Source organism: Tenacibaculum geojense, from assembly GCF_042676005.1.
GTDB lineage: Bacteria > Bacteroidota > Bacteroidia > Flavobacteriales > Flavobacteriaceae > Polaribacter > Polaribacter geojense.
The window spans coordinates 180,411-193,143 of sequence record NZ_JBHTJR010000051.1 but is presented as its reverse complement, the minus strand read 5'-3'; the positions used below and the strand labels follow the sequence as shown (position 1 = coordinate 193,143).

At 31.1% G+C, this 12,733-nt stretch carries 9 protein-coding genes; 7 read left to right on the top strand and 2 right to left on the bottom strand.

The window, feature by feature from the left end:
• The first annotated feature begins 49 nt into the window (after positions 1-49).
• Genes ACFQ1U_RS11530 through ACFQ1U_RS11520 form a run of 3 tightly spaced genes read left to right on the top strand, consistent with a single transcriptional unit; the run spans position 50 to position 2,568 of the window.
• Positions 50-472 carry an OsmC family protein gene (locus ACFQ1U_RS11530; protein WP_386108507.1) on the top strand — a complete coding sequence of 141 codons (423 nt, stop codon included), beginning with the start codon at positions 50-52 and terminating at the stop codon, positions 470-472.
• A gap of 10 nt (positions 473-482) precedes the next feature.
• Positions 483-2,168: a single-stranded-DNA-specific exonuclease RecJ gene (recJ, locus tag ACFQ1U_RS11525; protein WP_386108504.1), complete on the top strand. Its 1,686-nt coding sequence runs from the start codon at positions 483-485 to the stop codon at positions 2,166-2,168.
• Positions 2,169-2,223: 55 nt separating this feature from the next.
• Positions 2,224-2,568 carry a hypothetical protein gene (locus ACFQ1U_RS11520; protein WP_386108502.1) on the top strand — a complete coding sequence of 115 codons (345 nt, stop codon included), beginning with the start codon at positions 2,224-2,226 and terminating at the stop codon, positions 2,566-2,568.
• A 16-nt stretch (positions 2,569-2,584) separates the two neighbouring features.
• Here ACFQ1U_RS11520 and ACFQ1U_RS11515 read toward each other — a convergent pair whose 3' ends face one another.
• Positions 2,585-3,628, bottom strand: a complete 1,044-nt coding sequence (locus ACFQ1U_RS11515) for an endonuclease/exonuclease/phosphatase family protein (RefSeq protein WP_386108500.1) — start codon at positions 3,626-3,628, stop codon at positions 2,585-2,587.
• 123 nt (positions 3,629-3,751) lie between these two features.
• On the opposite strand from ACFQ1U_RS11515, the gene ACFQ1U_RS11510 reads away from it, so the two are divergent.
• From ACFQ1U_RS11510 to ACFQ1U_RS11495, 4 genes are all read left to right on the top strand, one after another.
• The gene (locus ACFQ1U_RS11510; RefSeq protein WP_386108498.1) at positions 3,752-6,562 is read left to right on the top strand and encodes a carboxypeptidase-like regulatory domain-containing protein; all 2,811 of its coding nucleotides are present in this window, start codon (positions 3,752-3,754) and stop codon (positions 6,560-6,562) included.
• Positions 6,563-6,577: 15 nt separating this feature from the next.
• Positions 6,578-8,008 (top strand): DUF5689 domain-containing protein, encoded by a 1,431-nt coding sequence (locus tag ACFQ1U_RS11505; RefSeq protein ID WP_386108496.1) that lies wholly within the window; start codon positions 6,578-6,580, stop codon positions 8,006-8,008.
• Positions 8,009-8,074: 66 nt separating this feature from the next.
• Positions 8,075-8,962, top strand: coding sequence for a metallophosphoesterase (locus ACFQ1U_RS11500; protein ID WP_386108494.1), 888 nt, complete (start codon positions 8,075-8,077; stop codon positions 8,960-8,962).
• Between the two features lie 75 nt (positions 8,963-9,037).
• On the top strand, positions 9,038-11,290 hold the full coding sequence (locus tag ACFQ1U_RS11495; RefSeq protein ID WP_386108492.1) for an inorganic phosphate transporter: 2,253 nt from the start codon (positions 9,038-9,040) through the stop codon (positions 11,288-11,290).
• A gap of 36 nt (positions 11,291-11,326) precedes the next feature.
• On the opposite strand, the gene ACFQ1U_RS11490 is transcribed toward ACFQ1U_RS11495, so the two are convergent.
• Positions 11,327-12,646, bottom strand: a complete 1,320-nt coding sequence (locus tag ACFQ1U_RS11490; RefSeq protein WP_386108490.1) for a serine hydrolase domain-containing protein — start codon at positions 12,644-12,646, stop codon at positions 11,327-11,329.
• Between the last annotated feature and the right edge of the window lie 87 nt (positions 12,647-12,733).

The window sequence follows — 12,733 nt, the reverse complement described above, 5'->3', positions numbered from 1 at the left end:
AATTAAGTAAATTTGTATTTAATCACAAGAAACAAAAAAAATAGCAAACATGGCAACACATACAGTAACTACTGAATGGAAAAATAATAGATTATTTAAAAGTGATAATCCAAACGGAGCAACCATTTTAATGGATACTTCTAAAGAGTTAGGCGGTAATGAAGTTGGTGCTTCTCCTAAAGCATTAATGTTATCTTCTTTAGCAGGATGCTCTGGATTAGATGTGGTAATGATTTTAGAAAAAATGAAAGTTTCTGGTTATGATTTACAAATTAAAATTAATGCTGACTTAACAGAAGAGCATCCAAAATATTATGATAAAGTACATGTGGATTATATGTTTTTTGGAAATGATTTAGATGAGGAAAAAATTACAAAAGCTGTAAATTTATCTATCGATAAATATTGTGGTGTGTTAGAAATGTTTAGAAAATTTGCCACGGTTACCACTCATATTCATTTTTCAAAATAAATAACTTTACATGCGTTGGACTTTTCAACCAAAACCAGATGATGCGCTTGTTACACAGTTAGCAGCTTCATTATCTGTGAATAAAAAAATTGCTACCATATTAGTTCAAAGAGGAATTACAACTTTTGAGAAAGCTAAAAATTTTTTTAGACCGTCGTTAACAGATTTGCATGATCCGTATTTATTAAAAGATATGGACAAAGCGGTTGAAAGAATTGAAAAGGCTATTTCTAACAGCGAAAATATATTAGTTTTTGGTGATTATGATGTAGATGGTACCACTGCAGTATCTTTAGTGTATTCCTATTTAAAAAAATATTACCCCAATGTAGCTACATACATACCGGATAGATATGAAGAAGGTTACGGTGTCTCTTATCAAGGGATTGATTTTGCAGACGATAATGGCTTTACATTAATTATTGCATTAGATTGTGGTATAAAAGCTATCGATAAAGTAGCTTATGCATCTTCTAAAAACATCGATTTTATAATTTGCGATCATCATAAACCTGGAGATGAAATTCCTGATGCAGTTGCAGTTTTAAATCCAAAAAGATTAGATTGTGAATATCCTTATAAAGAATTATGTGGTTGTGGAGTTGGTTTTAAGTTATTACAAGCATTAGGTATTAATAAGGGAGAAACTATTGATGATTTAGTGCCGTTTTTAGATTTAGTTGCTACAGCCATAGCAGCAGATATTGTACCTATGACTGGTGAGAATAGGGTGTTAGCCTATCATGGTTTACAGGTTATTAATTCACGTCCAAGAAATGGTATAAAAGCTTTAACACATCAATTAAAAAAAGAAGAGTTAACAATTACCGATGTAGTTTTTATTATAGCACCAAGAATTAATGCTGCAGGAAGAATGAAGCATGGAAATCATGCTGTAGAGCTACTTACTGAAATGGATTTTGATACCGCTGTTGAAGTAGCTTCATCCATAGAAAATTATAATTCGGACAGAAAAGAGTTAGATAAGGAAATTACAAAAGAAGCATTACTTCAGATAGAAAGTAATAATGAAACGGCTGCTTTTACAACGGTAGTGTTTGATGAAAATTGGCATAAAGGTGTTATAGGAATTGTAGCATCTAGATTAACAGAAACTTATTACAGGCCAACTATTGTTTTTACAAAAAGTGGAGATAAGTTAGCAGCATCAGCAAGATCCGTTAAAGGGTTTGACGTATATAATGCCATAGATCAATGTTCGGAATTTATTGAGCAATTTGGCGGGCATAAATATGCTGCAGGATTAACAATTTTACCAGAAAACTATCTAAATTTTAAGGCGAAGTTTGAAGAAGTAGTTAAAAGAAGTATAACCAAAGAGTTGTTAACTCCTGAAATAACTATTGATGCTGAAATAGACTTGGTTGATATAACCCCCAAGTTTTATAGAATTATTCAACAAATGGCTCCGTTTGGTCCACAGAATATGCGACCTGTTTTTGTTACAAGTGGTTTACGTGATAATGGATATGGAAAAAAGGTTGGAGCAGATGAATCTCATTTAAAATTATCTGTTTTTCAAGGAACTCCAAATATTGTTTTTGGCTGTATTGGTTTTGGTTTAGGAGAAAAGTTTTCTTTAACAAAAAACCAATTCGATTTAGCCTATTGTTTAGATGAAAATACATGGAATGGTAAAACATCTATACAACTGCAAATAAAAGACCTTAAATAATTATTTAGATTTATTCTAAATAATTATATTTGTTGAGATAATAACAATTAAGGTTATGGAAAATATTATTAAAATTTACGACAATGCTATAGGTATTTCTTTTCAGTGGACACATATAGAAACAGATTTAACTCAAATTATTTTCAGAGATATTGGTTTTCATCTTTCTGAAGAAGAATTAGAATTGTTTACAGATAAAATAACGGAAGCAAAGTTTCAAAAACAATGTAAAAACTGTGATATGGGGCCTAATTGTAAATCAATTTTACTTCAAACACCTCTGAGTAAAGTAACATTAGCAGTATCGTTATCAGAATTACAACAGATTGAAGATTTATTAAAAGGCACCCTCTTTCAGGTTAAATTAAACAAGTATATAAATGATATTTGTAAAAACTAAAACCTGATTTTAGGTTTTAGTCCATTTCTTTTATTAAATAAATATACACAGGAAAATGATCACTATATCCACCAGTGTATGAATTCCAGTTAAAACTTCTGAAAGGATATCCTTTAAATTTACCTTTTTGCTGAATTAAAAATTGCTTATTAAAAATACCAGCTTTGTAAATTTTAAAGTTACTGTAATTGTCATTTTTATTGGTGTTTACCAGTGAACTACTTGTTAAGATTTGATCAAATAAATTAATTTGATCGCGATGTCCAAGTGTATTCATTCCTTTTTTAAACATGCCTTCGAACGGATTATAAATATCATCCGGTTTTAATCCACTTTTTTTTGCTTTAGCTCTTAAAACTTTTTTAAAACTATCGTTAGTTGGATCATCGTTAAAATCACCCATAATTATAATTTTTGCATTGGCATCATTACTTTTAATACTACTAATAATTTGGTTTACTTTATATGCAGCCTTTTGCCTTAAGTGGCTACTAGTTGCTTCTCCACCTCGTCTCGAAGGCCAGTGATTTACAATAATATTAACAAGTTCATTATCTAAATAACCAGCAACCCATAAAATATCTCTGGTATATATTTTATAGTTGTTTTGATATATATTAGGATTAAATTTCTGATAATGTATTGGTTTAAAGTACTTTTTTTGATAAAGTAAGGCTACATCAATGCCTCTTTTATCAGGAGAATTAAAATGAATAAAGTCGTATTTTTTATTTTTAAGATGATTGCTATTAATAAGATCAGTAAGTACACTATCATTTTCCACTTCAGCAACTCCAATAATAGCTGGGCTGGTTTTTGTTTTGTCAGATCCTATTTGTGATAGCACGTAGCTTAGTTTATCAATTTTATCCCAGTAAACTTCAGATTTATTGCCTTTCATTTTTAATATAGGGCTCATTTCATCCAAAGAGTTAACCGCATTTATAGTGTCAAATAAGTTTTCTAAATTATAAAAAGCAACTGTTCTTATTGTGTATTTAGTTTGAGCAAAGACAAAGGAATAAATACTTAAAAAAAGTATTGTCAAAACTTTTCTCATAGCAGAGTTTTTAAAATCAAAAGTATTATAAAAATTCATTTTTGTTACTGAAAATTAGGTTTTTATGTCAAAAAATGTAATTTTGATGTTAGAATTGCTAAAAGAAATTGAAAAACTATTGTTATGAAAAAAATTATAACAGTTGTTTTGTGCTTCCTGTTATTTACTCATCTACAAGCACAAAATACTGTAAAAGGTGTCGTGAAATCAGATGCCAATCAAAAACCATTACCAGAAGTTACAGTTAGTGTATTAGGAACTACTATTTCAAGTAGTACCGATAACATAGGGAAATTTAAGCTTCAAAAGTTGCCAGCGGGAGAGCATACTATCACTTTTTCGAAAGTTGGGTATGAGAATCAAAATTATACGGTAATTGTTTCAGACGAAGATATTGATTTAGGAGATGTTTTCATGCTTGATTTATTTGAAGAGGTTAATCAAGATGTTAGTATTATTACGCTTACAGATGATGAATTAAATGATGATACGGCAATTACTGATAACATTGTTGGTTTACTTCAAGCTTCTCGAGATTTGTATTTAAGAACAGCTGCCTTTGATTTTGGAAGTTCGTTTTATAGTTTAAGAGGTTTAGGCTCTGAAAACAGTACCGTATTACTTAACGGTATTGAAATGAATAAACAGATAAACGGCAGACCTCAATGGAGTAATTGGGATGGTTTGAATGATGTAACCAGAAATCAAGAGTTTAGTAGTTTTCTAACTCCCTCAGTATATACGTTTGGTGGAGTTTTAGGTGCAACTTACATAAATACAAGGCCGTCCGATCAAGCTCCCGGAATAAGAATATCCTATGCTAGTGCCAATCGGAGTTATAAGCATAGGGTAATGGCTACTTACAGTTCAGGATTGTTAAAAAATAATTGGGCATTTTCACTATCTGCTAGTCGACGAGTTGGAGAAGAAGGATTTGTGGATGGAACAAATTACAATGCGTATTCAGTATTTGCGTCAGCAGAAAAGAAAATTAATAGAAAACATACGCTAAGTTTAACATCAATATTTGCACCAAATGTAAGAGGGAAATCATCTTCTAACACACAAGAAGTTTTTGACTTAAAGAATATTAAATATAATTCTTATTGGGGAGTTCAAAATGGAGAAATTAGAAACTCTAGAATTAATAAAGTAATAGAGCCCATAATTATTTTAAATCACTACTGGAATTTGTCCGATAAAACTTTTTTGCAAACCAATCTTGCTTATCAATGGGGGCAAATAGGTAATTCTAGATTAGAGTTTAATGGATCAGATATCAATCCTTCTTCAGGTTTTCCAGAAGGAAGTGGAACGAATCCTGATCCTACATATTATCAAAAATTACCAAGTTATGCTGTTAGAGAATATCCTGATAATTTAGGGATAGCTTATGGTTTACAGCAGGAGTTTTTAAGTAACGGTCAAATTAATTGGAATTCATTATACCAAACCAATATAGATAGTGCAGAAAGAGGTGAGAACGCTGTGTTTATTCAGTACGAAGATAGAGTAGATGACACTACGCTTTCTTTTAATACAATAATGAATACAAAGGTTAATGATCATTTAACAATTAATGGATCATTAGGGTATCAAAAGCTGAAATCGCAAAATTTTGCTAACGTTTTAGACTTGTTAGGAGGTACTGGATATTTAGATGTAGACACTTTTGCACAAGACTTAGAAAACAATCCAGATCAAATTCAAAATAATGTTCTTTCCCCTAATAGAATTGTAAAAACTGGTGATACTTTTAGGTATAATTATACTATAAACTCCAATATATTTAAAGCATTTGCACAAGCACAGTTTAATTATCATAAGTTAGATGTAAATATAGGTATTAATTTAACTCAAACCTCATATCAGAGAGAGGGTTTGTATCAAAATGGAGGTTTTATAAATACTTCATTAGGAAAAAGTGAGAAGGTAGCTTTTACTGGTTTAGGAATAAAGTCAGGAGTTACATACAAGTTAACAGGTCGACATTTATTCATGATGAATGCTGCTTACTTAACTAAGGCACCAACCATCAATAATACATTTTCAAACTCAAGAGAAAATAATGCTATAGTACCTAACATATCAGAAGAAAAAATAGTAAGTTTTGATACTAGTTATGTGTTACGCTTACCAAAAATTCAGGCAAAAGCTACTGGTTTTTATACACAAGTTAAAGATGCTAATAAAATATCATTCTTTTATGCAGATGGAATAGGAGGTGATAATACTGCATTTATTCAAGAGGCATTGCAAGGAATTAGCACAAATTATATAGGTGGAGAATTTGCTTTGGAGTATCAAGCTACATCAACTTTTAAGTTAAAAGCCGTAGCAGCAGTTGGTAAGTATACTTATGGTAATAATCCAGATTTATACATATCATCTGAAAATTTTGTGGGTGATGAAGATGCTGATGAATTTGGAAGAAAATATTTTGGAAAAACGTATTTAAAAAATTACAAAACAGCTACTGGACCACAACAAGCATTTTCAGTAGGGTTTGAGTATTCAGATCCAGATTATTGGTGGTTTGGAGCAACTGCAAATTTTTTCTCAAATGCATTTATAGGTATAAGTCCTATTCAGCGTAGTGCTAATTTTTATACAGATTTTGATGGACAAGTTTTCAATGACTATGATTCAGAATTGGCAAAGCAATTACTAACTCAAGAAAAAATAGATAGCTACATGGTAGTTAACTTGATTGGAGGAAAATCATGGAAAATAAAAGACAAATACCTAAGTGTTTTTGCCAGTGTAAATAATTTGTTAAATACAACATACAAAACAGGAGGTTTTGAAAATGGACGGAATGCAAATTTTAGACAACTAAGAGATGATAAAGCATTAGCAACCCCTGTATTTGGTTCCAGGTATTGGTATGGTAGAGGTGCTACTTATTTTGTGAATGTTAATGTGAGATTTTAATTAAAAGCTATAAAAATGAAAAATAAAAAGATAAAATTTACAGGATTGATTATGTCGATGCTACTATTAATTGCAGCTTGTGTTGATAATCAATCATTTGATATTCCTGTTGCTAATGTGACAGAAAACCCAGACATGAGTGGTTTGCAAAAAATAACTTTTAGAGCAGTTAAAGCTGCTTATGAGCAAGCTTTGTTAAATGGAGATGATGTGGTAGTTTTTGAAGAAGACCTGTATATAGAGGGTTATGTAGTTTCTAGCGATAAAGCAGGGAATTTTTTTGAAGAGCTGATAGTTCAAAATACAAGTGGCGAAGAAGCATCGTCTGATGATGATAGACTTGGTTTTAGGGTTTCAATAAATCAATCAGGTTTGTATCAAACGTATGAATTTGGTAGAAAAGTTTTTATCAAATTAAAAAATTTATCTATTGGAAAGTTAAATGGTGTTTTAACTATTGGAAAAGGAACTTCTGTAGGTCAAATTCAAGCGTATGAATATAAAAATATTGTATTAAGAGGTGTTGAGGTAGCTACCATAATTCCTAAAACAATAACAATTTCAACAATTCAGGACTCAGACTATAATACTTTTATCAAACTAGATGAAACACAGTTTTATAGAGGAGATTTGGGATTAACCTTTGCGGGAGAAGCTACTGATGAATATAGCGGATTAAGAACAGTTGAAAGTTGTGTAGGAAATGCTAGTATTATGCTTGAAACAAGTACTTTCGCTGATTTTAAATCGTTGACAGTAAATAGAAATAAAGGTAATATTAGCGGAGTTTTAAGTAGAGATTTTACAGATGGTTTTGATGTGTTACTTATTAATTCTCCAACTAATATTGATTTTACTGATGAGAATAGGTGTGATCCTGTAGAGTTGAATTGTGGTGTTTTAGCTTCAGAGGCTTCCACTGTGTTGTTTTATGAAAATTTTGAAGAACACCCTGTATCAAACCCTGTTGCTTTAGAAGGCTGGTTGAATTATAATGAAGAAGGTTCGGTCTTATGGGAAACATATACTCAAACCGGTACCAATGCCTCTCAAGGGGTTTCTGCAAGAATTGGTTCTTATCGCTCTCAAGATGTAAGTTCTGTTACTTGGTTAATTAGTCCAGAGATTAACTTAAATTCATATGATTTGATAACGCTAAGTTTTGAAACTTCAAATAGCTATGCAGATGGAAGTAATTTGGAGGTTTTATATTCAGCTGACTGGGATGGAACAGAAACGGGAGTTTCTAACGCTACTTGGGGAGTTTTATCAAATGCTTATGTAGTAAACGATGGTGATTTATTCTCATCATGGTATTCTTCTGGAATTGTAGACTTATCATGTGAAACCTCTTCAATTTATATAGCATTTAAATATATTGGTAGTGGTGATGAAAATTTTGATGGCACATTTGAGTTAGATAATATTAAAGTTACAGTTGATTAAAAAGTAATAAACCTGAGTTTTAAAACTTGGGTTTTTCTATGCATCTTTATCAAAAATAATAAAACAATGTCTGCGCAAAGTAGAATAACTAAGGCATTTAAAAATGCTAAAAAACTTCCATTAAACAGCAATACAAAATATGTGTTGTTTTCAGATTGTCATAGAGGGGATAATGGTTTTGCTGATGATTTTGCTCGTAATAGGTATGTATATCAGTTTGCACTGTCACAATATTTTGCTAACAATTTTACGTATATAGAACTTGGTGACGGTGATGAGCTTTGGGAAAACTCTTTCGATAAAATTTTTAGAGCTAATAAAGATGTTTTTTTATTGTTAAAGAAATTTCATGATAAAGATAGATTGCATTTTATTTGGGGAAATCATGATATGGATTATAAAAAACCAAAAAATATAAGAAAAAATCTTCATCACTATTATGATGCGGCTACGGGTCAGCAAAAAGAATTATTAGTAAACGCATCGTATTCCGAAGCGATTCGTTTAGAAACAGAAAATAAGCAAAGTTTATTTTTACTTCACGGGCATCAGGCAGATTGGTTTAATTATAGGTTTTGGAAGTTAAGTAGGTTTTTGGTTCGAGTTTTATGGCGACCATTACAAACTTTAGGGATAGATGATCCAACAAGTCCCGCTAAAAATTTTAGAGAGTTAATTCGTGTAGAAAGACATATTGAAAAATGGATTTTAAACAATAATAATCAAGTTTTAATAACAGGTCATACTCACAGACCTAGATTTCCTCAACCTAAAGAATTGCCTTATTTTAATGATGGTAGCTGTGTACATCCACGTTGTATAACAGGTTTAGAGATCGAAAACAATCAAATTACATTAATAAAATGGCACTTAATAACTACAAGTGAAGGAGTTATGCAGGTTCAAAGAACAGTGTTGGAGGGTCCTCAAAATATAACTGATTATATAGCTTAAACTTTATTTGTTAACATTAAATTAACATTGCGGACAATGAGGGTTTATAAATTTGTCGAGTTTTAAATTTTTATAATGGGAGATCCATATATTTTAATGCTTGTTGCCTTGGCAGCACTAGCAATTTTAGATTTAGTTGTAGGGGTTAGTAATGATGCGGTGAACTTTTTAAATTCTGCCATTGGATCAAAAGCAATTCCTGTAAAAAAAATAATGATAATCGCCAGTGTTGGTGTTTTCTTTGGAGCGGTTACCTCAAGTGGTATGATGGAAGTTGCTCGTAAAGGTATTTTTAATCCAAATATGTTCATGTTTGATGAAATTATGTACATATTCATGGCAGTTATGATTACCGATATTTTACTTCTGGATATTTTTAACTCTTTAGGAATGCCTACCTCCACCACAGTATCTATTGTGTTTGAACTTTTGGGAGCTTCTGTGGCAATTGCCTTAATTAAAATATCAGGAAATGATCATTCAGTTTCAGAAATTTGGAATTACATTAATCATGAAACCGCTACAGACATTATATTAGGTATTGTGCTCTCTGTACTGGTAGCATTTACAGTAGGTGCGATAGTACAATATTTTTCTAGATTAATTTATTCTTTTGAGTTTGAAAAAAGACCAGTTTATATTAATGCACTTTTTGGTGGTTTTGCTATCACGTCTATAACATATTTTATTATAATTAAAGGTTTAAAAGGAACACCTTTTTATGGTGGTATTTCTAGTATTATAGAAGGTAATACTGCTGCCATTATAGTAGGTAGTTTTGCTATTTTTTCACTTTTATCATATAGTTTAATAAAGTTTTTTAAAGTAAACATATTAGTTGCAATCATAGCGGTAGGAACTTTTTCTTTAGCAATGGCTTTCTCTGGAAATGATTTGGTAAATTTTATCGGAGTACCAATTGCAGCTTTAAATTCTTATGAGGCATGGCAAGCATCTGGGCTAGATGCAAATCAATTTTCAATGGGAGTTTTAGCAAATAAAGTACCTTCAAATACATGGTTACTCTTACTAGCAGGTTTAATAATGGTAATCACATTGTGGACTTCAAAAAAAGCGCGTGCAGTTATAGAAACTGGAATTAACCTGTCTAGACAAGGTGATGGGCAAGAGAAGTTTCAACCGAATAACTTATCTAGAATTGTGGTAAGAGCAGCTATGTTTGCAAACCAGGGTTTTAATTTTATTTTACCTACAAAAACGCAAGGTTACATAAATAGTAAGTTTGAAAAACCAATTATAAAATTACCAAAAGATAAAACATATGAGCTGCCTGCTTTTGATTTAGTAAGAGCAGCAGTTAACTTAATTATGGCCAGTGTGTTAATTTCTATAGCAACTTCTATGAAATTACCGCTTTCTACCACTTATGTTACTTTTATGGTTGCTATGGGAACATCTTTAGCTGATAGAGCTTGGGGAAGAGAAAGTGCTGTGTACAGGGTAGCGGGAGTTTTTAATGTAATTGGTGGTTGGTTTTTAACCGCTATTATTGCTTTTACTGCTGCAGGATTAGTAGCATATTTTATAAGTTGGCATGTTGCTATGGTACCAGTAATGTTACTATTAGTAATTGGTATGTTGGTAAGGTCGTCATTAAAATATACTCAAAAGGCAAAAGAAGAGAAAAAACAAATATTTGCTGAAAGAGCTGAGTTAATTTCTATCAATGGAGTTATTGAGGAAAGTTCAAGTCATATCTCAGAGGTTGCTAATAGAGTTAATAAATTATATTCTAATGTTGTAAATGATTTAGCGAATCATGATTTAAATAAATTAAGAAAAACAGACAAACACGTTACTCGTTTAAATGATGAGATTGATAACTTAAAAGATGGTGTTTTCTATTTTATTAAATCTTTAGATGATTCTTCAGTTCAAGCAAGTAGATTTTATATCTTAATCTTAGGGTATCTTCAAGATGTTGCTCAATCTATTAGTTTTATATCTAGAGCTACTTATAAGCATGTAAACAATAACCATAAGAATCTTAAAAAAGGTCAGTTGGCAGATTTGAAAGAAATAGCTAATGAATTGTCAAGGTTGTTAGAGAGAATTAGCGTAGCTTTTGATAAACAGTCTTTAGATGATTTGGCGAATATCTTAGCAGAAAAGCGTAGCTTGTTAAAGAATGTTGCTAATTCTATTGAAAAGCAAGTAGAAAGAATTAGAACAACAGAAACAAGTCCAAAAAACACTACTTTATATTTTAGTTTACTACTAGAAACACAAGATTTAATATCTGCAATAATTAGTTTACTAGAAACTTATGAAGATTTTTACATCAGTAGTAAGTCTATAGATGTTTAATAAAACAAAAAAACCGGAGTAAAGCTCCGGTTTTTTTTATTGTATAGAATTAATAATTTTCTTTAAATACTGATTAAAATCGATGTTTTTAGTTAGTCCTAATCGAACAATTACCAAATCATAATCAGGAATAATAAACACATACTGTCCTTGGTATCCATCAAAAGAAAACATATTTTTAGGTAAATCTGAGTATCTACTACCAGCGTTTAACCATATTTGAGCGCCATACCATCCATCAGATGTTGGAGTGGGTGTGGTTGCATAATTAACCCAGTCTTTATCAAATAGGTTTGTACCATTCCAATTTCCGTTATGTAAGTATAGTAGTCCAAGCTTAGCCCAGTCTCTTGCTGTGGCCCATGCGTATGAAGAACCTACATAATTTCCTTTAGCATCTGTTTCTATAACCATAGAGTTCATGCCTATTTTATCAATTAAATTAGTGTACCAAAAATCTAAATACTCTTGATGCGAATCAAACTGTTTTCTCAAAATACCAGACAGTAAATTTGTGGTTCCGGAAGAGTAGTTCCAGCGCTCGTTTGGTTTTCCTATGAGGGGCTTTTCTAATTGAACTTTTGTCATGTCTTCTTCTAAAAAAAGCATTTTTGTAACATCTGAAATCGAATTATAATCTTCATCCCATTCCAGACCGCTATTCATTTGTAATAAGTTATGGATAGTAATGTTTTTACGCTCATCATTTTTCCATTCATCGAAGGGAGCGTTATCTTGAATGTTTATTTTACCTTGGCATTGTAAAATACCAAAAATAGTACTCGTAATACTTTTTGTCATTGACCACCCAAGTAATAATGAGTTTTTATCGAAACCGGTGTCATATTTTTCTGCAATAATTTGATCTTTATAAATTACAAGTGCCGCTCTAGTTTGCGTACTGTCGTTAAAAATATCATCTACAGCGCTTCTAATTTTGGTGTAATTTATATTATTAAATACTGTGTCTTTTGGGGCTTTATTTCCATAAGGGAAAGGTGTTTTTAAGTCTGGAGTAGATCTTTTTGGTTTGTTATTAACAAGTTTTGTTTTTTTATTTGGAATTAAAACAGCACCAAGTCCGTCTCTGTATGAAGCTTTTCTTTTAAGTAGACCAATTGCGGTAGCTGTTGCTTCTTTTTTTATTTCAGAAACAATATCGTTAGCTAAATTTATAGGAGAAAAATTATTATCGGTTTTATCGGTTAGTGATAGTGATCTTTTTGCTAAAAATACAGAAGAAGCAGTACTTTTAGCAGAGTAGCCAGCAATAATGTTAAGCTTAGGATAATTAAAAAATATAATAAGTGTTATTACAGTTGCTAGTAATAAAAAGGTTCTTTTAATTAGTTTCATGATTGAGGTTTTTTCAAAAATAAGAATTTAATTGTTTGATTGTTGATTTGATAAACAAGCAGTACCTTTGTTGTAAATATGATTTTT